Source organism: Flavobacterium aestuarii, assembly GCF_040049115.1.
In the GTDB taxonomy this organism is placed as follows: Bacteria; Bacteroidota; Bacteroidia; order Flavobacteriales; family Flavobacteriaceae; genus Flavobacterium; species Flavobacterium aestuarii.
On sequence record NZ_JBDLZZ010000009.1, the window covers coordinates 87,651 to 112,546 of the forward strand.

22 protein-coding genes are annotated in these 24,896 nt (G+C 34.0%); 15 read left to right on the top strand and 7 right to left on the bottom strand.

Annotated elements, in window-relative coordinates; all coding sequences use genetic code 11:
- Window positions 1-27: 27 nt before the first annotated feature.
- Complete coding sequence (locus ABEG11_RS11400) at window positions 28-1,005, bottom strand: pyruvate dehydrogenase complex E1 component subunit beta (protein ID WP_348824299.1); 978 nt, start codon at window positions 1,003-1,005, stop codon at window positions 28-30.
- Window positions 1,006-1,363: 358 nt separating this feature from the next.
- On the opposite strand from ABEG11_RS11400, the gene ABEG11_RS11405 reads away from it, so the two are divergent.
- Together ABEG11_RS11405 and ABEG11_RS11410 are read left to right on the top strand one after the other, a co-directional pair.
- A complete protein-coding gene (locus ABEG11_RS11405; protein ID WP_348824300.1) occupies window positions 1,364-3,499 on the top strand; it encodes a tetratricopeptide repeat-containing sensor histidine kinase in 2,136 nt (711 codons plus the stop codon).
- A 2-nt stretch (window positions 3,500-3,501) separates the two neighbouring features.
- Complete coding sequence (locus ABEG11_RS11410; protein WP_348824301.1) at window positions 3,502-4,143, top strand: response regulator; 642 nt, start codon at window positions 3,502-3,504, stop codon at window positions 4,141-4,143.
- Window positions 4,144-4,177: 34 nt separating this feature from the next.
- On the opposite strand, the gene ABEG11_RS11415 is transcribed toward ABEG11_RS11410, so the two are convergent.
- Both ABEG11_RS11415 and ABEG11_RS11420 read right to left on the bottom strand, forming a co-directional pair.
- Window positions 4,178-5,194 carry a hypothetical protein gene (locus ABEG11_RS11415; RefSeq protein WP_348824302.1) on the bottom strand — a complete coding sequence of 339 codons (1,017 nt, stop codon included), beginning with the start codon at window positions 5,192-5,194 and terminating at the stop codon, window positions 4,178-4,180.
- 328 nt (window positions 5,195-5,522) lie between these two features.
- Window positions 5,523-7,031, bottom strand: coding sequence for a T9SS type A sorting domain-containing protein (locus ABEG11_RS11420; RefSeq protein ID WP_348824303.1), 1,509 nt, complete (start codon window positions 7,029-7,031; stop codon window positions 5,523-5,525).
- Window positions 7,032-7,323: 292 nt separating this feature from the next.
- Here ABEG11_RS11420 and ABEG11_RS11425 point away from each other — a divergent pair, with 292 nt between their 5' ends.
- The 4 genes from ABEG11_RS11425 to ABEG11_RS11440 all read left to right on the top strand — a co-directional run bounded on the left by ABEG11_RS11425 (window position 7,324) and on the right by ABEG11_RS11440 (window position 10,866).
- Window positions 7,324-8,070, top strand: coding sequence for an electron transfer flavoprotein subunit beta/FixA family protein (locus tag ABEG11_RS11425; protein ID WP_348824304.1), 747 nt, complete (start codon window positions 7,324-7,326; stop codon window positions 8,068-8,070).
- 122 nt (window positions 8,071-8,192) lie between these two features.
- A complete protein-coding gene (locus ABEG11_RS11430; RefSeq protein WP_348824305.1) occupies window positions 8,193-9,161 on the top strand; it encodes an electron transfer flavoprotein subunit alpha/FixB family protein in 969 nt (322 codons plus the stop codon).
- Between the two features lie 161 nt (window positions 9,162-9,322).
- Entirely contained in the window at window positions 9,323-9,940 is a 618-nt protein-coding gene (locus ABEG11_RS11435; RefSeq protein ID WP_348824306.1) for a bifunctional nuclease domain-containing protein, read from the top strand.
- A 74-nt stretch (window positions 9,941-10,014) separates the two neighbouring features.
- Window positions 10,015-10,866, top strand: coding sequence for a thymidylate synthase (locus ABEG11_RS11440; RefSeq protein WP_348824307.1), 852 nt, complete (start codon window positions 10,015-10,017; stop codon window positions 10,864-10,866).
- A 39-nt stretch (window positions 10,867-10,905) separates the two neighbouring features.
- On the opposite strand, the gene ABEG11_RS11445 is transcribed toward ABEG11_RS11440, so the two are convergent.
- Complete coding sequence (locus ABEG11_RS11445; protein WP_348824308.1) at window positions 10,906-11,202, bottom strand: isoamylase early set domain-containing protein; 297 nt, start codon at window positions 11,200-11,202, stop codon at window positions 10,906-10,908.
- A gap of 234 nt (window positions 11,203-11,436) precedes the next feature.
- On the opposite strand from ABEG11_RS11445, the gene ABEG11_RS11450 reads away from it, so the two are divergent.
- From ABEG11_RS11450 to porT, 4 genes are all read left to right on the top strand, one after another.
- Window positions 11,437-11,769 (top strand): 2TM domain-containing protein, encoded by a 333-nt coding sequence (locus ABEG11_RS11450; RefSeq protein ID WP_348824309.1) that lies wholly within the window; start codon window positions 11,437-11,439, stop codon window positions 11,767-11,769.
- Between the two features lie 10 nt (window positions 11,770-11,779).
- Window positions 11,780-12,262 (top strand): dihydrofolate reductase, encoded by a 483-nt coding sequence (locus tag ABEG11_RS11455; RefSeq protein WP_348824368.1) that lies wholly within the window; start codon window positions 11,780-11,782, stop codon window positions 12,260-12,262.
- A gap of 631 nt (window positions 12,263-12,893) precedes the next feature.
- Entirely contained in the window at window positions 12,894-13,625 is a 732-nt protein-coding gene (ubiE, locus tag ABEG11_RS11460) for a bifunctional demethylmenaquinone methyltransferase/2-methoxy-6-polyprenyl-1,4-benzoquinol methylase UbiE (protein WP_348824310.1), read from the top strand.
- A gap of 21 nt (window positions 13,626-13,646) precedes the next feature.
- Entirely contained in the window at window positions 13,647-14,360 is a 714-nt protein-coding gene (porT, locus tag ABEG11_RS11465; RefSeq protein WP_348824311.1) for a type IX secretion/gliding motility protein PorT/SprT, read from the top strand.
- Window positions 14,361-14,365: 5 nt separating this feature from the next.
- Here porT and ABEG11_RS11470 read toward each other — a convergent pair whose 3' ends face one another.
- On the bottom strand, window positions 14,366-15,094 hold the full coding sequence (locus ABEG11_RS11470; protein ID WP_348824312.1) for a TrmH family RNA methyltransferase: 729 nt from the start codon (window positions 15,092-15,094) through the stop codon (window positions 14,366-14,368).
- Window positions 15,095-15,141: 47 nt separating this feature from the next.
- Here ABEG11_RS11470 and tamL point away from each other — a divergent pair, with 47 nt between their 5' ends.
- The 3 genes from tamL to accD all read left to right on the top strand — a co-directional run bounded on the left by tamL (window position 15,142) and on the right by accD (window position 19,840).
- Window positions 15,142-17,766 (top strand): translocation and assembly module lipoprotein TamL, encoded by a 2,625-nt coding sequence (tamL, locus tag ABEG11_RS11475; RefSeq protein ID WP_348824313.1) that lies wholly within the window; start codon window positions 15,142-15,144, stop codon window positions 17,764-17,766.
- A gap of 72 nt (window positions 17,767-17,838) precedes the next feature.
- Entirely contained in the window at window positions 17,839-18,906 is a 1,068-nt protein-coding gene (fbaA, locus tag ABEG11_RS11480) for a class II fructose-bisphosphate aldolase (protein ID WP_348824314.1), read from the top strand.
- A gap of 79 nt (window positions 18,907-18,985) precedes the next feature.
- Complete coding sequence (gene accD / locus ABEG11_RS11485; protein ID WP_348824315.1) at window positions 18,986-19,840, top strand: acetyl-CoA carboxylase, carboxyltransferase subunit beta; 855 nt, start codon at window positions 18,986-18,988, stop codon at window positions 19,838-19,840.
- Window positions 19,841-19,885: 45 nt separating this feature from the next.
- Here accD and ABEG11_RS11490 read toward each other — a convergent pair whose 3' ends face one another.
- Together ABEG11_RS11490 and ABEG11_RS11495 are read right to left on the bottom strand one after the other, a co-directional pair.
- The gene (locus ABEG11_RS11490; protein WP_348824316.1) at window positions 19,886-20,770 is read right to left on the bottom strand and encodes a cupin-like domain-containing protein; all 885 of its coding nucleotides are present in this window, start codon (window positions 20,768-20,770) and stop codon (window positions 19,886-19,888) included.
- A 100-nt stretch (window positions 20,771-20,870) separates the two neighbouring features.
- On the bottom strand, window positions 20,871-22,118 hold the full coding sequence (locus ABEG11_RS11495; RefSeq protein ID WP_348824317.1) for an ABC transporter permease: 1,248 nt from the start codon (window positions 22,116-22,118) through the stop codon (window positions 20,871-20,873).
- A gap of 165 nt (window positions 22,119-22,283) precedes the next feature.
- On the opposite strand from ABEG11_RS11495, the gene purH reads away from it, so the two are divergent.
- Together purH and ABEG11_RS11505 are read left to right on the top strand one after the other, a co-directional pair.
- Window positions 22,284-23,810, top strand: a complete 1,527-nt coding sequence (gene purH / locus ABEG11_RS11500; RefSeq protein WP_348824318.1) for a bifunctional phosphoribosylaminoimidazolecarboxamide formyltransferase/IMP cyclohydrolase — start codon at window positions 22,284-22,286, stop codon at window positions 23,808-23,810.
- 54 nt (window positions 23,811-23,864) lie between these two features.
- Window positions 23,865-24,893: a rod shape-determining protein gene (locus ABEG11_RS11505; RefSeq protein ID WP_348824319.1), complete on the top strand. Its 1,029-nt coding sequence runs from the start codon at window positions 23,865-23,867 to the stop codon at window positions 24,891-24,893.
- Window positions 24,894-24,896 lie beyond the last annotated feature (3 nt).

The window sequence follows — 24,896 nt, forward strand, 5'->3', positions numbered from 1 at the left end:
GAAGCTTTTTAAATAGTTATATGCAAATTATTTGTATAATACTTTCTTAACAGCTTTTACAACATCGCCAGCATTTGGCAGCCATTCTTTCAATAATACTGGAGAGTATGGTGCTGGAGTATCAGCGGTAGTAATACGCTGGATTGGCGCATCAAGGAAATCAAAAGCCTGTTCCTGAACCAGGTAAGCAATCTCTGAAGATACACTCGCAAAAGGCCAGGCTTCTTCAAGAATTACCAATCTGTTTGTTTTTCTAACAGAAGTTAAAATCGCTTCATTATCCATTGGACGAACTGTTCTCAAGTCGATAATTTCACAAGAGATTCCTTCTTTTGCTAATTCATCAGCTGCGATGTAAGCTTCTTTGATGATTTTTCCGAAAGAAACAATTGTTACATCAGTTCCTTCTCTTTTGATATCGGCAACTCCAATTGGAATAGTATATTCACCATCTGGCACTTCACCTTTATCACCGTACATCTGCTCAGATTCCATGAAAATAACCGGGTCATTATCACGGATAGCCGATTTCAATAAACCTTTGGCGTCATAAACATTTGATGGAACCACAACTTTAAGACCTGGAGTATTGGCAAACCAGTTCTCGATAGCTTGAGAGTGTGTCGCTCCCAATTGCCCAGCAGAAGCGGTTGGCCCACGGAAAACGATAGGTACATTAAACTGACCACCTGTCATCTGGCGCATTTTGGCCGCATTATTTATAATCTGGTCAATTCCAACTAAACAAAAGTTGAAAGTCATATACTCAACAATCGGGCGGCATCCATTCATTGCCGATCCTACAGCAATTCCAGTAAAACCAAGCTCAGCAATTGGCGTATCGATTACTCTTTTTTCACCAAATTCGGCAAGCATTCCTTTAGATGCTTTGTAGGCTCCATTATATTCTGCAACCTCTTCACCCATTAAGTATATGGACTCATCGCGACGCATTTCTTCACTCATCGCTTCACAAATGGCCTCTCTAAATTGTATCGTTCTCATATTTATATAGTCTGTGTGTAATTTTTAGAAATGCAAAAATAATTATTTTAAATTACTTAAAAGCATAAAAGCCTTTAAAATAACAAGGTTTTATACTATTGTTTTTTTTAGGAGCTATTTCCAGCTATCCGCTATATCTTCATGTGGCTAACACAGCCACATGAAGGATGCCGCTGCTATCTGGGCTAGAAACTAGGCGATTACTAAGCGAATTTGTGTTTAAAATCTGCTCTTGGTATAATTAAACAATGGGTACATATTTTGTTCAAAAAAAGCAATTATTCAGCGCCGGATTTTTTTATTGAATGTATCATTTTAACTTTAAAATAAAAAATGAATATATTTGCTTATGCCCCAAATGATTAAAAGAATTGTTTTTGCATGTCTTTTGATTACTGCTTATGCTGCCAATGCACAAGCAGTAGACTCAAAAAAAATGACATCACCAAAAAGTGAACCTCTTGAGCTGCAGGAAAAGAGGATAATTGCTGATGCTTTTAATTTATTAAATAAAAATGAAGATAAAAAGGCCTATAAGATTGCCCATAAATTCCTGAAGTCATCTAAGGCAAAATCTACTTTGACGAATTCTAATCTGCTTTTGGCAAACTACTTTAACAAGCGATCGCTAATAGATTCCTCTCTTTTTTACACCCATCAAGTCTTAAAGCTTAATGCCTCTGCAAATGATTCCTTAACGTGTCGTCTGTATTCCTTGGGATATAATTTATTGGCAATAAACAATAAAAAAAGAGGCCTTCTTGAGGAAAGCAAAAAATGGCACATCAAAGGGATCGATATTTCCCAGAAATTTAAAGAAACCGAATTGTATTATACCCATGTGCATGGTCTGGCTTTGACCTATAGTGAATTAGGGGATTATTCAAATGCATTAAAACTGTTTAAGCAATGTCTTAATTATAAACAGAGCGAAGAAATAATCATTGGGAGCTACATCAATATTGGCGATATTTATAGCATCTTAAAAGAATATGAAAAGTCTAATTGGTATTTGAACAAAGTAAAAACGCTTTGCGAAAAAGGCAATGATTATCAAGCCAAAGCTGTTATTGCATATAATCTGGGAGCCAATTATCAATACCAGGATAAAATAGATGAAGCGATTGCTCTATATAATGAATCTATTGAAATTGCCGATAAAAACGAAATGCCTCAAATAGCAATCAACGCCCGGCTTAGTGTTGCTAACATATTTCTAGAAAAGAAAAAGATAAATGAAGCAAAGAATATTTTTAACGATGCTTTGAATGATGCAATAAAGCTGGGCTATCTTACTGAACAAGGCAATATTTATGACAATTTAAAAGAAATTTCCCTGACACAAAATGATTATAAAAGTGCTTATGCCTTCGCCAGTAAATCTGCTAAAGTAAAAGATTCTATTGCACATCTTCAAAAGGATAAGGAAATTAATGAGCTGGAAGTAAAGTTTAAAACATGGCAGAAAGAAAAAGAAATCAGCCTATTGCAGATAGAAAATAAAGCCAATATCCTTGAGCTTCAAAATAAAGAGGAAGCGCTCACGTTCCTTAATCTTCAGAAAGAAATTAATAGGAAGAAGAACGAAAATAAAATTTTAACCCTAAATAATATTTCGCAAAAAAAAGCCAGCGAAATCACGTCACTCAAGAAAGATCAGATTTTGAAAATGGCTGAAATCAATTGGCAGAAAGCAACAAAAAAAATAACATTTTATTCTTTTTTAGCAATATTGCTCCCAATTATGGGTTTACTATTTCTATATTATCAAAGACTGAAAACACAGCGGCTGCTCAACTCGAATGAAAAAATTATTAATGAGCAAAAAATAATGGCACTTGTAAAAGAACAAGAATTAACCTTAATCAAGGCCTCTATAAAAGGTCATGATGAGGCTAGGGTCAAAATTGCCAAAGAGCTTCATGACAGTATTGGCGGTAATCTTGCGGCCATAAAATTGCAGCTTAATTCAATTGCATCAAAACCTGAAACGGTTCATGGCATTCAAAAACAATTAGATGAAACTTATCAGCAAGTCCGGGATTTGTCTCATGATTTGATTCCGGAAAAATTCAGCAAAAATAATTTCTCAGCTTTATTAGAGGAATACCTGAAAAATCTGGCCGAAATTGATCATTTGAAAACTTCTTTTACAGCTTTTCCGAGGCATAAAATTGATTCGATTGCTGAGAATCTGCAAATAGAAATTTATAAAATTATACAGGAGCTGGTTACCAATACACTGAAGCATGCCAAAGCAACAGCTATTGATTTGCAGCTTAATTGCATTGAGGACAATCTCAATATTCTATTTGAGGATAATGGAATTGGTTTCGATCCTGGAACAAAAGAAAAGGGGATAGGTTTCAAAAACATTATAGGCCGATTAGGATCAATTTCTGGATCGATGGAAATTGATTCGATTCTAAATAGGGGAACAATCGTCAATATTGATATTTTATTGAATGAGTTCGATTTTAAAACTGAAAAATAAGTATGGAAAATATAAGAATTATAATTGCCGATGATCATACTATGTTTCTTCAGGGTATCGTTTCCTTGCTTGAAAATGAAGAAAATATAAGTATTATAGGGAAAGCTCAAAATGGCAAAGAAGTCTGTAAAATTCTGGAGACTACTGTGCCGGATGTTATTTTACTTGATATCAGCATGCCGGAAATGGATGGGATTGAAGTTACTAAATTTATTAAACAGCAGTTTTCTTCTGTCAAAATATTAATTCTTAGCACACATAGCAATGTACAGATGATTGCGAAACTCATCCGGATAGGAGTGGACGGCTATCTGCTAAAAAATGCAGAAAAAAAAGAACTTCTGCATGCTATAAATATACTCAAAAGAGGAGAGACCTACTTTTCTAAAGATGTAAGCCAAAAAAATGAAGACAACAATTATAAAATAAAAAGTGAAAATTTACAAATTACACAGCTGAGCAATAGAGAGGAGGAAATTTTAGTTTTAATAGCACAAGGTTTTACAGGCAATGAAATTGCCGAGAAAGTCAATATCAGCCTTAATACTGTAAATACCCACCGTAAAAATTTATTGTCAAAAGTCAATGTAAAAAATACGGCGGGCTTAGTTAAATATGCTATAGAATATGGGTTGTTAGACTAACTTTTTATCATTTAATTCTCTAAAACATATTCTATTACTTTGTGGTAATGAACATCCCTGTTACTGTTGAATATTTTGCACCATTTTTAATAACTGCAGCGACACCGTTTTTCCAGTATTTGGAAACAATAATTCCTTCGCTGCCAATCTCGTGTCCTGCTACATATACATCATTGCCTACTACTGCTAAACCAGAAACTGTGGTATATTTTGAGCCGTCAGTTAATGATGTTTCGATTCCATTTTTCCAGTGTGTGGCAACAGCTATGGCTGAGTAATTTTTTACATATCCTGCAACATGTACATCAGACCCAACTACTACTATATCTTCCGCTACTGCAAAACTCCCATTCTTGGTAAGTGGTATAGCTGCTCCATTTTTCCAGTATTTAGCAACAGCATTTTCACTCCCTGCGACATAAACATCATTCCCTGCTACAGTTATTGAATTTGCTTCCGCATGTTTTTTACCGTCAGTAAGTGTTATAGCTTTTCCGTTTTTCCAGTATTTGGCAATTCCTATATATTTTTCATCGTCTTGATATCCTGCAATATATACATCATTTCCTGCTATAGTAATAGCATTGGCAAAAGCATTTGTTTTACCGTCTGAAAGAGATGCAGCTACTCCATTTTTCCAGCATTTGGCAACGATATTAAATGGGGCTGAGTCATCTCTTTGATAACCTACTACATAGACATCATTTCCTTTCACAGCTATGGCACTTGTATAAGCGTATTCTTTATTGCCAGAAAGCGGTACGGCGACACCATTTTTCCAGTATAATGGAAAATAGTCAATGCCATTGTTTTCATACCCTGCCACATAGATATCGTTTCCATCCACTGTTATGGCTGTAGCAGTGCCATCGGCAAGAGATGTTGATACATCGTTGATCCAGTATTTAGAGATGCCATCATTACCGTTACTTTCATAACCGCAGAAATAAATATCTTTTAAGGCAGCTTCATTGTTGTTTGGTTGATTATCATCATTAGAACAGCTGGTCAAAATGACTAGCGCTAGTAAAATAGTTTTTAAGTTTTTCATAATGGGTTTGGTTTTTACCTTAGTTGTTTAATTTTTTTAGTTTAATTAAAGATGTTATTATTGCATTGTGGCTTTGTTCTATCACTCTGTTATATACATGATAACAGATTTGTAGTATAATACCCTGCTTTATATTTGCTTTATTTTAAACATTAAATTATTTAGCTGTATGTATCTTATTTAATTTCAGTTATTTATAGGATTAAATACTTCAAGGTGTCTGATTCGATTTTTATCTCTTTTTTATAAGATTTAATATTCTTGCGGATATTTAAAAAAAACTTTTTCTGTTTTATGGTTTTTTCAAAAACTCAATTTCCGAAAGAGATTACTCCAGTATCACTTTTTGTGAATAAGTTTTTTCGAGGCTTTCTAGCAAGACAAAATAAACGCCTTTTGATAGATTGGATAAATCCAGACTGTTGTTTTTCAGATTGTCCTGAAATAAAAATGAATTTATAATATTCCCCGAAACATCATATACAGTCGCTTTTTCTAGAGGAGTATCAGCAATATTCAAAACACCGTCTGTAGGGTTAGGATACATTGTGATGGTTTTTTGAAAGGAATCTTTAATGCCAAGGTTACAGTTTTCAGCATAACTTGCAAAATCATCTTTTTTGCGTTTCCAATTTGTATCTGCATAAGAGAAATCGTCTATCATGATACAGCTCAAATCTGGATTTTCTTTAAAATTAGGGTAACTTGAAAAGTTAAAGGCAAGTTTGGCATTATTTCCATTTTTTAAATTCAGGCTCAGTAATTTGTTGTTATCACATCGAAAGAATTCAAGAGCGGTATTGTGGGAAACATCCAAGCTGCTTAACTGGTTATTATCGCACTCCAATCGGTTTAATGCTGTTTGTCCCGAAACATCCAGGCTCATCAGCTGATTGTTTGAAACAATTAGATTGATTAATGCTGTGTTTGACCCAAGGCTGAGATTTTTTAATAAATTGGAACTGCAGATAAAATTTTCTAATACCGTATTATTAGAAATATCCATAGTCGAAATTTGATTAGACGAACAAGAAATATTTTTTAAAAGCACATTTTTTGAAACATCCAAAACCGTTAATTGATTATTTGATGCGCTCAAATAAGTTAAGTTCCTGTTTTTAGAAATATCAATAGACGCCAATCCATTGCTGCCAAAAACTAAATAGTCCAGCAGAAGGCTCTGGGAAACATCCAAGCTGGTGAGCCTATTTCTAGAACAATCTAAACGTTTAAGTTCTATATTGTTTGATAGATCCAAGTTTATCATGAAATTATCGTAACATGAAAAATCATTAAGTTTGGTATTATTTGAGACGTTTAATTCGCTTAGCCTGTTTTTATGAATGTATAATTTTTCCAGCAAATGATTTTTGGATAAGTCTAATGTACTCAATTGGCTGGAAAGACAAATAAGTGTTTTTAAGCCAGAGCTGGAGGACAGGTCTAAACTTGTTAATTGGCTATTGGAACAGTCTAGATATTCTAAATTATGATTTTTGGAAATGTCCAGGCTTGTTAATGTATTATTGTAGCATTGCAGAATTGTTAAGTTATCATTCTTAGAAAAATTTGCAGATGTCAAGCTGTTGAAATAACAATACAATTCTTTTAACTCTGCGAAATCCTGTATTCCTGTCAAATCAGATATATTGGAGTTGTCAATTCGCAGTACGGTAACGGCGGCAATGCTTGCAGTTGAGGCTTTTCCATCCGGTTCTCCGCTGTCGATACCTAATGATATTAATTTTTTTTCAAAATTTAAATCTGGAATGTCAGTAAACTGAGAATAGAGTGTTGTTTTAAATAGAATAACGCAAACGAGTATTATTTTTTTCATTACTGGATTAGTTTTTAATTTTTTTGTATCGGACACAAAAATATAGTAGGAAAATGTACCATCAATCATCATAAATAGTGATTTAGAATATGAGTCTCACATTATACAGGCCTGATGGAATTCACAACTTTTTTATTGTTTTTTGTATAAATTGTAATTTTATTGAAATCAATCAGTAATTTAAATAACGAAATCGTAATAGTTGCGATAAATGTTATGCATGCATAGTAAATTATTCGATTTATTATTTTAAATTTGTCTGAGAAAAAAAAGAATTTTAATATATATAATTATGAAAATATTAGTTTGCATCAGTCATGTTCCTGATACTACATCAAAGATCAACTTCACGAATGGTGATGCTGAGTTTGATACCAATGGAGTTCAATATGTAATTAATCCAAATGATGAATTTGGGTTAACTCGTGCTATCTGGTTCCAAGAACAGCAAGGGGCAACGGTTACTATTGTTAATGTTGGCGGACCAGATACAGAATCTACTTTAAGAAAAGCATTAGCCATTGGTGCCAATGAAGCTATCCGTGTTAATGCAAATCCAACAGATGGTTTTTTTGTAGCAAAACAATTGGCTGAAGTAATTAAAAATGGAGGATATGATGTTGTAATTGCAGGAAAAGAATCTTTGGATTACAATGGCGGAATGGTTCCTGGCATGATTGCCGGAATACTAGGTTATAACTTCTTGAATTCTTGTACAGCAATCACTGTTGATGGAACAAATGTAACTGCTGTTCGCGAAATAGACGGCGGAAAAGAAACTGTAAACACAGCATTACCTATTATTATTGGTGCCCAAAAAGGGATTGTTGAAGAAAAAGATCTGCGTATTCCAAACATGAGAGGAATCATGGCTGCCAGAACAAAAGCATTAACAATTCTAGAACCAGTTGATGCTCCAGTAAATACAAAAGCTGTAAAATTTGAAAAACCAGCTCCAAAATCGGCTGTGAAATTAGTCGCTGCAGATAATCTGGATGAATTAATTAATTTACTGCACAACGAAGCAAAAGTAATTTAAGAATTGGACTGCTGATTGAAGATTAATGATTTTTAATTGCTGATGGCAAAAAAATCTAAAATTTTTAATCGGAGTTCTAAAATCTAAAATTACAAGTCTAAAATCTAAAATCACAAATCATCATGTCAATATTAATATATGCAGAATCTGCAGAAGGAAAATTTAAAAAAGCAGCATTAGAATTAGCATCTTATGCAAAAAAAATAGCCGAATCATTAGGAACAACCGTGACTGCTGTAACTGTAAATGCAGGAGATGTTTCTGAATTGTCAAAATACGGAGTTGATAAAGTCCTAAAAGTGAGCAATGACAAATTAAATGGTTTTACTGCCAAAGCCTATGCTGATGTTATCAAGCAGGCTGCGCAGAAAGAAGCTTCCAAAATAGTTTTACTGTCTTCTACAACAGACAGTATTTACTTAGCGTCATTAGTTGCTGTAGCGCTAGATGCTGGTTATGCTTCGAATGTTGTAGGCTTGCCGGTAAGCACTTCGCCATTTCAGGTAAAAAGAACCGCTTTTTCAAACAAAGCATTCAATATTACAGAAATCAGTACCGATGTAAAAGTATTGTCTATCGGTAAAAACTCGTATGGAATTTTTGAAAGCGCAGTTTCATTAACAGAGGAAGATTTTAGTCCAGCAATTGGAGATGGTGATTTTGGAGTAAAAGTTGCCTCTGTAGAAAAAGTTTCTGGAAAAGTTTCTATTGCTGATGCCGATATCGTAGTTTCTGGCGGACGTGGTCTTAAAGGTCCCGAAAACTGGGGAATGATTGAAGAATTAGCAGGAGTTCTTGGAGCAGCAACAGCTTGTTCTAAACCAGTATCGGATCTTGGATGGAGACCTCACGGAGAGCACGTAGGCCAGACAGGTAAACCAGTAGCTACTAATTTATACATTGCAGTCGGAATATCGGGAGCAATACAGCATATAGCAGGTGTAAATTCCTCTAAAGTAAAAGTAGTTATCAACAGCGATCCCGAAGCTCCTTTCTTTAAAGTAGCCGATTATGGAGTTGTAGGCGATGCATTCGAGATTGTACCTCAATTAATCGCTAAATTCAAAGCGTTCAAAGAACAGCATTCCTGAATTTAATTTCTCTTACAAATTAAGCTGCCTCAAAATAAGATAATCGTATCTTTGCTTTAGGCAGTTTTTTTGTTCCATAAATTTTGATTAAAATTGCACTTTATTTAAAAACGAAAAATAAGACAATTAATAGAGTACTTTGTACTTGTCATTACACCAACATGAGCTTAGTTAAACTATCTATAAAAGGGATTTCATACAGTCAGACTCAAAATGGCGCTTATGCGCTGATTTTAAATGAGGTAGACGGAGAAAGGAAATTGCCTATCGTCATTGGAGCTTTCGAAGCTCAGTCTATCGCGATTGCCTTAGAAAAGGAGATTAAGCCACCTCGTCCCTTAACGCATGATTTATTCAAGAATTTTGCAGAACGGTTTGATATTATTGTAAAACAGGTAATTATTCACAAACTGGTTGATGGCGTTTTTTATTCCAGCATCATTTGCGAAAGAGATAAAATTGAAGAGATAATTGATGCGAGGACTTCAGATGCTATTGCATTGGCAATTCGTTTTAGTGCGCCTATTTTTACCTATAAAAACATACTGGACAAGGCTGGTATTTATTTGAAAGCAAATCCTCTTGAAAGTGAAACGGCTAATGAAATAGAAGATATTCTTTCTAATCCTGAAACTTTTGGCAGTGCCGAGAGCAACGAATCAGGCAATACTTATTCCAATCATAGCTTACAGGAATTAAACGAATTGTTGGCACAAGCCGTTGAGCATGAAGATTACGAAAAAGCTGCCAAAATCCGGGACGAAATTTCAAAAAGATAATATTAAAGGCATTAGGCAATAAGCATTAGGCAATACGCTTAAAGCATAGAGCATAGAGCATAAAGCCCAAAAAAATGAAGCAATACCTAGACTTAGTAAAGCACGTTTTAGAAAACGGGAATGAAAAAGGTGATCGGACAGGAACTGGAACCAAAAGCGTATTTGGCTATCAGATGAGGTTTGATTTAAGTGAGGGTTTTCCAATGGTAACCACCAAAAAATTGCACCTCAAATCTATTATATATGAGCTGCTTTGGTTTTTAAAAGGCGATACAAATATAAAATACCTTCAGGAAAACGGCGTAAAAATATGGGATGCATGGGCAGACAGCAATGGCGATTTAGGTCCAGTTTACGGTCATCAATGGCGTAATTGGAATAGCGAAGAAATTGATCAGATTTCGGAACTTATATCTGAATTGAAAACAAACCCCAATAGCCGCAGAATGCTTGTGTCGGCTTGGAATCCATCGGTATTGCCTGATACAGCTAAGTCATTTGAAGAAAATGTTGCCAATAATAAAGCGGCCTTGCCTCCATGTCATGCTTTTTTTCAATTTTATGTCGCTTCGCCAGATGCTTCAAAAGGAGAAACCAAAGGAAAGCTTTCCTGTCAATTGTATCAGCGAAGTGCAGATATATTTCTAGGAGTTCCTTTTAATATTGCATCTTATGCATTGCTGACAATGATGATTGCGCAAGTCTGCGATCTTGAAGCAGGTGAGTTTATTCACACTTTTGGAGATGCCCATATTTACAGCAATCATTTTGAACAGCTGGAACTGCAGCTTAGCCGTGAGCCAAAACCATTGCCAAAAATGATATTAAATCCTAATATAAAAAACATCTTCGATTTTGATTTTGATGATTTTACATTAGAAGGATATGAGCCGCATGCCCTTATTAAAGGAAATGTAGCAGTATAGAACGCAAAAATCCGCTCGTAAAAGCGGATTTTCTATTTTTTATACTGACAGCACACTGTTTTCTGCACCTGCAAAGTCATTCCATTTATATGAATCGGCTTCTGGCTCATTTTGATATGTGCCATCAATTACATATTTGAATTCATATTCTGCGTCTTTGCTTACTTCGAACGTTCCTTTAAAAGTTCCGTTTTTTAACTTGCTTAAAACGCCCTCTTCAATCTTCCAATCGTTAAAGTCGCCAATTACTGATACTTGATTTGCTTCTTTTGCTTCAACTGAAAAAGTAACTTTACAAACAGGTTTCGTTTTTATAAATTGTTTTTTTACTGACATAACTCTTTAATTTTTAAGATTATAACAAAGTAAGCAAAATAATCTGGAGTTTGAGCAAATCCCCTCATTTTTAGTATAATAGCAAAAAAACGATGGTTTTTTTTTATCATTAAAAAAAATGCTTCTATTAAATATTAATTTCAAATCAGGAAAACGATTTCTCGTTAAATATTCAACAATCAGAATAGTTACTTTTGAAAATAAATTTTATCTTTATAAGCAAAATTCTACATTATGGAAAAAGAACTGCATGAACAATATGAATATGCCAGAAACCGCATAAGACAGAAAAAAAGATTATATTATCATTTTGTTTTCTTTACATTGTGCAGTATTTTTTTATTTACTGCTGTATATTTTTTTGAAACAGGAATAGAATTAAAATGGAGTATCTGGATAATCACTATTTGGTTATTCATTTTTGTAATGCACTTCATAAAGGTTTTTATTACCGACAGGTTTATGAATAAAAACTGGGAACGAAGCCAAATAGACAGGCTTGTGGGGCTTCAGCAGAAAAAGATAGCCCAGCTGCAGTCCAAAATTGATAACAATAACTCCATATAAACTTGATTCTATGATTATTATGATTGCTGCAGTTGCAGAAAACAGCGCTTTGGGAAAGAATAATGAATTGGTTTGGCATCTGCCAAATGATTTTAAGAGATTTAAATCCTTAACAACCGGCCATCATATAATAATGGGAAGAAAAACATTTGAGAGTTTCCCCAGGCCTCTGCCAAATAGGACTCACGTTGTTATAACTCGGCAAAAAGATTACCAGCCCGAAGGATGCATTGTAGTGGATAGTATTGAAAAAGCTATTGAAGTGTGTCCGGAAAATAAAACCTCATTTATAATTGGTGGAGGAGAAATCTATAATTTGGGGCTTCCGTTTGCAGATAAGCTCGAAATTACTAGAGTACATCATAGTTTTGAAGCTGATGCTTTTTTTCCAGAAATCAACCCTGATGATTGGACCGAAATTCAATCCGAGTTTAATCCAAAAGATGATAAGCATCAATTTGATTATACGTACCAGACGTTTGTAAAAGTATAACGCTGTATTTATTTCAAAAACGATATTTTCAAATTCGCTGAAAAATAAAAAAAGCATCCTATAACTAGGATGCTTTTTTTAAATGATTAGCGGAATGACCTATTCCTGTACTACGATTTGATAACATAATATACAAATCACAAATATCAATATTACCCCCGATATGAGGACAATATAATTTGATAATTTTTGAGAGTACAACTCAAAAAAACCTTTAGTACCAAATACCACAAAGGTACTAAAGGTGAAGAAAATTAAAATTTCCAAAAACAAATTTAATCCTAAGAACGTATTTTGCGCTTTTAAAATAATACTACCACTAGTGATAGTACCTTCAAAAAACAGTACAAGAACAAATGAGATAAATAGCGCAAGAAGCATCCATTTGGTTTGGGTCATTAGTTCCCGTCTAATCATTTTAAAAATATTTAAATTTTAAAGTACAAACATCAGTAATAAAAACAGTTTCCACAATACCCACTTTTAGTGATATTTCAATTATTTTCACTCAAAAAACACAGATAATTCTGAAATTGTTCTATAATCATTCAATTTGGATAAAATTTTGCCTGGTATAAAAAAACGCATTTATAGTTTATGCAGTTTGTTTATATTTGTAGAAATTAAAAAAATGCCAAAAGAAATCACCCCTTATAAAGATTCTTCTCTCAGTAAAAAAGAACAGGTTGCCCAAATGTTTGATACTATTTCAGGAAACTACGATAGCCTGAATAGAGTTATTTCGTTTGGAATTGATGTCAAATGGAGAAAAAAAGTTTTGAAACTGGTTGCAGAAACTAATCCTAAAACTATATTAGATATTGCTACAGGAACTGGAGATCTGGCTATTTTGATGGCGCAAACCAAGGCAGAAAAAATTATTGGACTAGATATCTCTGCAGGAATGCTGGAAATAGGCACAAAGAAAATCCAAGAAAAAAATCTTGCGAAAACTATCGAAATGGTGTTGGGAGACTCCGAGAGCATGCCTTTTGAAGATGGTTATTTTGATGCAATAACGGTGGCATTTGGTGTCAGGAATTTTGAGCATCTTGAAAAAGGGCTTTCAGAGATCTTGAGGGTTTTAAAACCTGGCGGAATATTTGTTATTCTAGAGACATCGGTACCGGATAAAACTCCTTACAAGCAGGGCTATAATTTTTATACTAAAAATATTCTGCCTTTAATTGGAAAAATATTTTCGAAAGATGATGTGGCATATGGATATTTATCTGAATCTGCTGCGGCTTTTCCATATGGTGAAGCGTTAAACAATATTTTAAGAAAAACTGGGTTTATATCAGTAAAAGCACTGCCTCAGACATTTGGCGTTGCAACAATTTATACAGCTTCGAAAAAGTAATATTGAAATATGCAGCATAATATGAAAAAAATAATTGTATTGATTCTATTGAGTATTGCTGTAAAAGGGAACGCGCAGAATTCTAAAAGTATTTTCAGTAAGGATCCAATAATCAACTTGGAAAATTGGCAAAAGAAAAAACTCTATTTTGGTTTTTTCTTAGGGTTTAACTCTTATGATTTCAAAATTGATTATAAAACTGTAGGTCCAGATATACAAGTAGATAAATCTGGAGGTTTCAATGTGGGCTTGGTAACTAACTTTAGATTACAGGAATATTTAGATTTAAGGTTTGAGCCAGGGCTTTATTATTCAGACAGAACACTGCATTATCCTCCAAATGCAGCTTTTAATTCTCCCAGTGATGCTGTCAGAGAAGTTAACAGTACGTATGTAAATTTTCCGCTATTATTAAAGTTTTCGGCTTTAAGGACAGGCAATATACGTCCATATTTATTAGGCGGGCTGTCGGCAAATTTAAATTTGTCAAGCAACGCAAAATCCTTTGATGATAATCTTGAAGAACGATTTAGAGTAAAAACCTGGACGACTAATTATGAAATAGGTTTTGGGATTGATATTTTTTCAGAATATTTTATATTCTCGCCTTCTATAAGAGGACAATTTGGAATTTCGGATGAGTTAATCCGTGATAAAGATCCAAACAGTCCTTGGACTGGCAATATAGAATCTATGAAATCAAGAGGCTTTTTAATTAATTTTACTTTTCATTAAAAGTTTTAATTCTGTCTTCTAAATTCGCTCAAAATAATAGCGGCAGCGGTAGCTACATTTAAGCTTTCCGTAATCTGAATTTCTCCAAAACGGGGGATAGTGATTCTTTTTGAAATCAGTTTTTCTATATCTTCAGAGATTCCATTTGCTTCATTTCCCATAACAATAATTCCTTCCTGAGGCAGTTTTGTTTTGTAAATATTGTTACTATCCATAAAAGTTCCAAAAACTGGAAGTGTAGTTTTTTGGAGGAAAGAAACTAAATCGACATAATTAACGTTTACTCTAGTAATAGATCCCATTGTGGCCTGAACAACTTTTGGGTTGAAAACATCAACAGTTTCTTTTGAACATACTAACTGCTGAATTCCAAACCAATCGCATAGTCTAAGGATGGTTCCCATATTGCCGGGATCTCTAATAGAATCGAGAGCGACAACCAGCCCTGATTCAATTATTGGGATTTCTGTAGGGATTTTAAATACGGCTAAACAGGTATTGGGCGTAGCCAGAGCGCTTATTTTTTTTAATTCATTTTCGGTAATAAGTGTTTTTTTGAGGGAGTCAATTTCATTAAAATCTTCTTTAGTCGTATAAAGATGCTCCAGTTCAAAATTTGATTTTACTAATTCTTGAATTACTTTTACACCTTCGGCAAAAAACAATTGATTAGCAAAACGATATTTTTTTTGTTGTAAGCTGGATATAAGTTTTATTTGGTTTTTACTAAGCATAAAAAAATGTATTTTTGAATTAAATATTCCATAACACGAATTTCCACATGTATAATTTTTTTTTTCCTTTTAAAATAAAAAATAGTTTTGCTGAATATAGTCGGTCTATATTTTTTAAAGGGAAAAAGAATGCTGCAAAAATAGCTGTATTTATCCTAATTAGCGTTTTTTTCTATGCCTGTAATTCAGAAAAAAGAATTCCTCCTAGAAAACAGCTCCTTGTTAAAAACGAGATTTTTGAGAATGATAAACTGCTCAAGAATCAAACCATATATGATCAGTTATATCAGCAGCCCAACAGCAGTATCTTAGGTTACCGCATGCTGTTAAATATTTATAGCATAGCGAATCCTAACCCTGATTCTACTTTTAACCTAAAATATTTAAACAACCAGAAAAAGTACGATAGAGAAGTCAAATGGCTTTCGGCAAAACAGGTTCAAGGACTCCGTAAATCATTCTGGTATTATGGTATTCATCAATTTTTAAAAGAAACAGGGGAGGCTCCAGTTATTGCCGATACGTTAAAAGCAAAAAAATCTTTGGTTAGACTCAGGAGCTATTATTTTAATAATGGTTATTTTAATGTTAAAGCATCGTTTCAGATAGATTCTTTGGCACCAAAAAAAGCTCAGATGAAATACTTCTTGACGACAGGAAATCCTTTTTTTATTGATTCTGTCAGGACAAATATAAAAAGCCCTGCATTAGACTCACTTTACAAAAAACTCAAGTCGGAATTAGTTGTTGGAAAACAATACAAACTGGAGGATTTTGAGAATGAAAAAAGCCATATCAGTACTTATTTTCGAAATCATGGCGCTTATCGCTTCCAGCCCAATTATATTAATTTTGATATAGATACAATTAATAAAAAAGACAAGGCAACAGTAGTTTTAAATATTGAAAAATATTCTTATCTGGAAAATGACTCTACTAAAACAGAGCCTTTTAAGCTGTACAAAATAAGTGATATTAAAATTTATACGGATTATTCGACTGCAAATCACAATAAAGCCATCAAGGATAGTGTGACCTACAACAACATGACCTTGTATGGTTTTCAAAAAATAAAGTATACTCCACATGCAATAACAGATGCTATATTTCTTACTAAAGGAGAATTATTCAGTGATACTCGGACGGTATTGTCTACTAGATATTTAAATAATTTAAAAACATTTAATTATCCAGCCATACAATATGAAATTGATAAAAAAGATACAACAGATCAGTCATTAGTGGCCAAAATTTATCTGACTCCTCGAAAAAAATACAGTTTTGGCTACACTCTGGATTTTACACATTCAAATATTGAAGATTTTGGTATTACTGCAAGCATTACTGAGACCGTGCGAAATGTATTTAATGGTGCCGAAACATTGGAAATCTCTGCAAGAGGAAACATTGGGGCTTCCAATGATATTGCTAATTCGAATGATAGTTTTTTTAATGTTTCAGAATATGGAGTAGATGCTAAACTGAATTTTCCTCGTGTGTTATTTCCTTTCAAGACAGAAAAAATAATTCCCAAAAGTATGATTCCTTCTACAGTTGTGAGCCTGGGTCTTTCAAAACAAACCAATATTGGATTGGATAAAGAAAATTTCACTGGTTCTTTTTCATACAATTGGACACCAAAGAGAAATACAACAACCCGATTGGATCTTTTAAATTTTCAATTTGTCCGCAATTTAAATCCTAGTAATTATTTCAATGTTTATACCAGTTCTTATGACGCCTTAAATGATATTGCCAAAACTCATAATAAGGAACCGTCATATGTAGATACTTCAACAGGGGATCTGATTATAGAAAGCGGTACAACAGGATTTACAAATGATGTTTTAACATTCAAGACTGACTTGAGGCCAGAGGATTCCGAATTTCAAGATGTTAATAGTATTGAACAGCAGAGAATCAGGTTGTCGGATAATGATTTTATTTTAGCAACCAATTTTAATTTTACCAAAACAAGCAGAAGGGATTTGCAGGATAATGACTTTTATACTTTTAGAACCAAGCTTGAATCGGCAGGAACTGTACTGTCAGCTGTATCTGCAATTGGAAATATCCCTAAAAACCAGAACGGAAATTATGAGATTTTTAATCTCGAATACTCAGAATATATTAAAACAGAATTTGATTTTATAAAGCATTGGAGTGTTGGCAAATCTGGAATATTTGCTATGAGATCGTTTTTTGGGATTGCAATACCATACGGAAATTCAAATTCTATCCCTTTTTCTAAGAGTTACTTTGCTGGGGGATCAAATGATAATCGCGCATGGCAGCCATATAATCTTGGGCCAGGAAGCAGTTCTTTTTCAAATGATTTTAACGAAGCAAACATGAAAATTGCCATTAGTGGAGAATACCGCTTCCCAATTTTTGGCAAATGGGGCGGGGCTCTTTTTGCAGATGCTGGAAATATTTGGAATGTCCTGGATGCTGTTACCTACGAACCAGCAAAATTTGATGACATAAAAGACTTGAGTGAAATAGCACTGGGCACCGGATTTGGAATAAGATATGATTTAAGTTTTTTTGTAATACGATTGGACTTAGGATTTAAAACCTATAATCCTGCTAAGGAAATAGGTGAAAGATGGTTTAAGCAATATAACTTCGCAAACGTTGTATATAATTTTGGTATCAATTACCCTTTTTAAATGCTAATTAATTCTTATTTTTGCAGATTATAATCTATAAACTAAAAAAAAAACAATTAAAAGAAAATTACAATGGCACACAATATTAAACCCGGAGTAGCTACAGGCGATCAAGTACAGGAAATCTTCAATTATGCAAAAGAAAAAGGTTTTGCACTTCCTGCTGTAAATGTTATAGGATCTGACACAATTAACGGGGTACTAGAAACTGCTGCTAAGCTAAACGCACCGGTTATTATTCAATTTTCAAACGGAGGGGCACAATTTAATGCAGGAAAAGGACTTTCTAATGCTGGAGAAAAAGCTGCTATTGCTGGTGGTATTGCTGGAGCAAAACACATTCATACATTAGCAGAAGCATACGGAGCAACTGTTATTTTGCATACTGACCACTGCGCAAAAAAATTATTACCTTGGATTGATGGATTACTAGACGCTTCAGAAGAACATTTTGCAGCTACTGGAAAACCATTATTCTCTTCACACATGATTGATTTATCTGAAGAGCCAATCGAAGAAAATATCGAAATCTGCAAAGGATATTTAGAAAGAATGAGTAAAATGGGAATGACTCTGGAGATCGAACTTGGAATCACTGGTGGTGAAGAGGATGGTGTAGATAACTCTGATGTTGATAGTTCAAAATTATACACTCAGCCAGAAGAAGTAGCTTATGCTTATGAAGAACTTTCTAAAGTGAGTCCAAAATTCACAATTGCTGCTGCTTTTGGAAACGTACACGGTGTATACAAACCAGGGAACGTAAAATTGACTCCAAAAATCTTAAAAAATTCTCAAGATTACGTACAAGCTAAATTCAATACAGGAAATAATCCAGTTGACTTTGTATTCCACGGAGGATCTGGTTCTACACTAGAAGAAATCAGAGAAGGAATCAGCTATGGTGTTGTGAAAATGAATATCGATACTGACTTACAGTTTGCTTTCACTGAAGGTATCCGCGATTTTATGGTAAACAATATTGAATACCTTAAAACTCAAATCGGTAACCCAACTGGTGCTGATGCTCCAAACAAAAAATTCTATGATCCAAGAAAATGGCTTCGTGAAGGTGAAGTAACTTTCACAGCAAGACTTGAGCAGGCATTTGCTGACCTGAACAATGTGAATACATTGTAAATTTCAAATTTCAAATTACCAATTATGAATTATGGGTTCAACTCATAATTCATAATTTATAATTCATAATTACAAAAAAATGGCTTGGTTTAAAAGAAAAGAAAAAGGAATCACAACGGCTACCGAAGACAAAATGGATATTCCAAAAGGACTTTGGTACAAATCACCTACAGGAAAAATTATTGATGCTGAAGAATTGGCTCGTAATTTATTTGTAAGTCCCGAAGATGGTTTCCATGTTAGAATTGGAAGTGAAGCTTATTTTGATATTTTATTTGACAATAATGAGTTTGTCGAATTAGACAAAAACATGACTTCAAAAGATCCTTTGCATTTTGTAGATACAAAAAAATATGCAGACCGATTGAAAGAAGTAATGGAAAAAACAAAACTCAAAGACGCTGTGCGTACAGGAGTTGGAAAATCCAAAGGAAAAGAAGTTGTGATCTGCTGTATGGATTTTGCTTTCATTGGTGGATCAATGGGAGCAGTAGTTGGAGAAAAAATAGCAAGAGGAATTGATTTTGCAATCAAAAACAGATTGCCTTTTGTGATGATTTCCAAATCTGGTGGAGCGAGAATGATGGAAGCTGCTTATTCTTTGATGCAGTTAGCAAAAACATCTGTAAAATTAGCCCAGCTATCTGAGGCAAAACTTCCTTATATTTCTCTTTGTACCGACCCGACAACAGGAGGAACTACAGCATCTTATGCAATGTTAGGAGATATCAATATTTCTGAACCAGGCGCATTAATTGGATTCGCCGGACCACGTGTAGTAAGAGATACGACTGGTAAAGATTTGCCAGAAGGATTTCAAACCGCCGAGTTCTTGCTTGAACATGGTTTCTTAGACTTTATTACACCAAGAAAGGAGTTAAAAGATAAGATTAATTTATATCTTGATTTGATTCAAAATAATCCTATTAGATAAATAAAAATCCCGAGCAATCGGGATTTTTTTGTTATACAATCTTCTTTAATTGTTAGGCTTTCCTTTTTTGAGTTCTCTTTCAGCAATTTTAAAAACTAATTTTTCTCGCCATTTGGCATATCGTTCCCTGAAAATTACTTTGATAGCACTGTCAACAGCACCATGCATAAACAGGCTCCAGACACTGGCTATTTTTCTGGAAATGGATTGATCCCATGCGCGTAGTGTCAACGAAAAGGAACCATCTATATATCGCATCCAGTGCCACATTCCTGCTGGCATAAACAAAGTATCACCGTGCTCCAGAAAAACCTCATAACCTTCAACTCCTTTAAGGGCTGGGAATTTTTCAAAATCGGGATTGGTAACATCATAGTCTTCTAGGGCATAAGTAGTATTGGGGACACAATACAGTCTTTTTTTCCACTTATAATCAAATAATATAATGTGTTTTCGGCCTCCAAAATGAGTATGGAAAAGATGTGGCAGATCAATATCGTAATGAAGAAATGTAATTGCTTTGGATCCGCCAAAAAACATGGCTGGCATACTTTCTATAAAACCTCCCATTAAATCCTTGGGAACTTTCACATCATTAACTAATTCTGGCCTGTGCTTGAAAAGGTTAAAGAAAAATATACGAAGATCTGTGGGTTCTCTTTTTATTAAATCCAAGTATTCGCCAAACTTCATGCTGGCAATCGATGCATTAATTACTTTGGTAGGATCTGCCTTGGAATTATCTACCAGCTTTACTTCTATATTGCCTGCTATCTCTTTGAAATAATCAGTTGACCATTTTTCTCGGGCTGGCCAATCTTTTGTCAGACCTTTTATGATTAGAGGTTTTTTTTTGTCTAAATAGTTTTTTTTAAAATCTTCTCTTGTAATATAGTCAACAATATCTACATTTTTTAAAATAAAGCTCATCTAAAAAGGTTTAATTATTGGGATATTTACCCAAAACTAATTAAATATTTATACCCTTCCAAATTTACACTAAAATAACAGTTGCATAATATAGCAAAAATTACATTCCAGTCCTGATAGCTTCTACCGGATCCAGCTTAGAAGCAGTAATCGCTGGTATAATGCCAGATACTACACCTACAATAATCGATAATCCGGAACCAATTACAATATTCCAGAAACTTAATACAAATTCAAATTCCAATATATTTGTTAGAATTATGGATATAATCCAAACCATAAAAAGTCCTATTGAACCGCCTATTACACAAAGGATTATGGCTTCAAACAAAAACTGAAACAATATGAATCGGTTTTTGGCTCCTAATGATTTCTGGATTCCAATTAGATTTGTTCTTTCCTTTACAGAAACAAACATAATATTGGCAACACCAAAACCGCCTACCAGAAAAGAAAAGAAACTTATAAAAATTCCTCCAATGCGGAGTGAACCCAAAATCTCATCTATAAAATCCAGGAATCCAGCAAATACATTAATAAAAAAATTATCGATTTCTCCAGCTTTCAATCCTCTGAAGTTCCTTAGTTTTTGTGAAATTTCACCTTTATATTCTTCCATATCCACGCCTTTTTCGGGTTTAAATATGATAACATTTGTCAAGTTTGGATTGTTGTCTCCGTACATTTTGCGGACAAAATTAACGGGAATATAAGCAGCTGAGTCATTACTTCCTCCAAAAGTAGATCCTTCTTTTTTCAAGACTCCAATAACGGTAAACCGCTGGCCGTATAACCTCACATTTTTGCCGATAGCTTCTGTGCCTTCAAAAAGGGATTTCGCAATATCATCACCTAAAACAATTACCGCTGCGCCAGAATTTGCTTCGGACTCATTATAGAATCTTCCTTCGGCAAATGTCAGCCCTTCAATGTCTATAAATTCATGCGAAACGGGCATTATCTGTACATCACTTACAATATTAGCGCCATATTTTATAGATTCGCTTCGGGTAAATATGCGGTATCCCAATTCATCTGTATTAGTCATGGCATCTTTCAGATAAATATATTCGGAATATTTTACATTAGGGAACTGTTCTCTTTTCCATTGAGGAATGTCAGATGGACCAAAAGGGAATTTCAGTAAATAGATTGTGTTTTTGTCCATGCTGCTCAAATCTTTTGAGATTTTTTTATCTAAAGAATCAACCGCTGCAAGTACTGCTATAATTGAGAATATACCAATAGTTACACCCAGTAAAGAAAGAAATGTTCTTAATTTATTGCTTCGTAAAGCATTCATGGCAAAACCAAAGCTTTCTTTTAATAACCGTAGGTAAACTAGCATATTTTTAAAATTTGTATTACTGTAAAATTCGATCTTTTAATTTCAAAATCCTAAAAAAAAATATTTAACAATAGGTATGATATTTTAAGAGATTGTTACATCTTTTTTATTGAATTATATAATCAAAAAAAACTACTTTTGCACTTTAAAAACAATAACTACCCAATGAGCACAACAAAAACAATCCAATCAGCATTAATTTCAGTCTTTTCAAAAGATGGTCTTGAGCCAATTGTTAGAAAATTGCACGAGCAAAATGTGACTTTTTATTCTACAGGAGGCACTGAAGAATTCATTAAAAAATTAGGTTTCCCTGTAATTCCAGTTGAAGATGTTACTTCTTATCCATCTATTCTTGGAGGAAGAGTAAAAACATTGCACCCGAAAGTTTTTGGAGGAATCCTGAATCGTCAAGACAACGAAAGCGATGTACAGCAAATGAAGGAATATGATATTCCGCAGATTGATTTGGTAATTGTTGATTTATATCCTTTTGAAAAAACGGTAGCATCTGGAGCAAGTGAAGAAGATATTATCGAAAAAATAGATATTGGCGGTATTTCATTAATCCGTGCTGCTGCAAAAAATTTCAAAGACACTGTCATTGTTTCTTCAATGGATCAATATGGTTTGTTTTTAGATTTGATTTCTGCTCAAAACGGTGCTACAACATTGGCTGATAGAAAATTATTAGCTACTAAAGCGTTTCATGTTTCTTCACATTATGATGGAGCAATTTTTAACTATTTTAATACTGATGAGACTATCTATAAAGCAAGCATTGAAAACGGTCAAGTATTAAGATATGGTGAAAACCCACACCAGAAAGGATTCTATTTTGGTGATTTTGAAGCAATGTTTACTAAGGTTCACGGAAAAGAATTGTCATACAACAATTTGCTTGATGTTGATGCTGCAGTTAATTTAATACATGAATTCAAAAATGACGGTCCAACATTTGCTATTCTGAAACACAATAATGCATGCGGATTGGCAACAAGAAAAACAATCTGTGAAGCTTATAATGCTGCATTGGCGTGTGATCCAACATCTGCTTTTGGAGGGGTATTGATAGCTAATACTACAATTGATACTGCAACTGCAGCTGAAATCAATAAATTATTTTGTGAGGTAGTTATTGCTCCGTCGTATGATGCTGAAGCAATTGCAATTTTACAGGAAAAGAAAAATAGAATTATATTAATTCAAAACGAGGTCGAATTGCCTCAAAAACAAGTCAGGACTTGTCTTAATGGTTTGTTAATTCAAGAAAGAAACAACATTACAGATACTAAAGCCGACTTAAAAACCGTTACCCTTAAAGCACCTACAGAGCAGGAAATTGATGATTTGATTTTTGCTTCAAAGATTTGTAAAAACACCAAATCTAACACAATTGTTTTTGCAAAAAATGGAACCTTGATTTCTTCTGGAACAGGACAGACATCGAGAGTAGATGCATTAATGCAAGCCGTTGAAAAAGCAAAAGCCTTTGGATTTAGTCTAGAAGGAGCTTCAATGGCAAGTGATGCTTTTTTCCCCTTTCCAGACTGTGTAGAATTAGCAGATAAGGCAGGAATAACCGCTGTAATTCAGCCTGGAGGATCAATCAAAGACGAATTGAGCATTAATTATTGCAACGAAAACAATCTTGCAATGGTATTTACAGGAACTCGTCATTTTAAACATTAATTTGTTTAACTTTGTGCGTAATTTATTTATAACTTTTTAACCCTTAAAAGGCATATGGGATTTTTTGATTTCATGACTGAGGATATTGCGATAGACCTTGGTACAGCAAACACTTTAATCATTCACAATGACAAAGTCGTAATTGACAGTCCGTCTATAGTTGCGCGTGATAGAATATCAGGCAAGATTATTGCAGTTGGCAAGGAAGCCAATATGATGCAGGGAAAGACGCATGAAAACATAAAAACTATCAGGCCTTTGAAAGATGGTGTAATTGCTGACTTTGATGCTTCTGAGAAAATGATAAATATGTTTATCAAAAGCATTCCGGCATTGAAAAAAAGAATGTTTACACCTGCTCTGCGAATGGTAGTTTGTATTCCATCAGGTATTACCGAAGTAGAGATGAGAGCGGTAAAAGAGTCTTGTGAAAGAGTAAACGGAAAAGAAGTATACTTAATTCATGAACCTATGGCATCTGCTATCGGTATCGGAATCGATATCATGCAGCCAAAAGGAAACATGATTGTGGATATAGGTGGTGGTACTACCGAAATTGCTGTAATTGCTTTGGGCGGAATTGTTTGTGATAAATCGGTTAAAATTGCAGGGGATGTTTTTACAAATGATATAGTTTACTACATGCGTACCCAGCATAACCTATTTGTTGGAGAAAGTACAGCAGAAAAAATAAAAATCCAAATTGGTGCCGCTATCGAAAATTTAGAAACTCCTCCAGAAGATATGTCTGTTCAAGGAAGAGATTTATTGACAGGTAAGCCAAAACAAGTAGAAGTATCTTATAGAGAGATTGCTAAAGCGCTGGATAAATCAATTCAGCGTATTGAAGATGCTGTAATGGAAACGTTGTCGCAGACTCCTCCCGAATTAGCGGCAGATATTTATAATACGGGTATCTATCTTGCAGGTGGTGGATCTATGTTAAGAGGACTGGACAAAAGAATTTCTCAAAAAACAGATTTGCCAGTTTATATTGCTGAGGATCCATTGAGAGCGGTTGTAAGAGGAACTGGAATGGCTCTAAAAAACATTTCAAAATTTAAAAATATATTAATCAAGTAATAT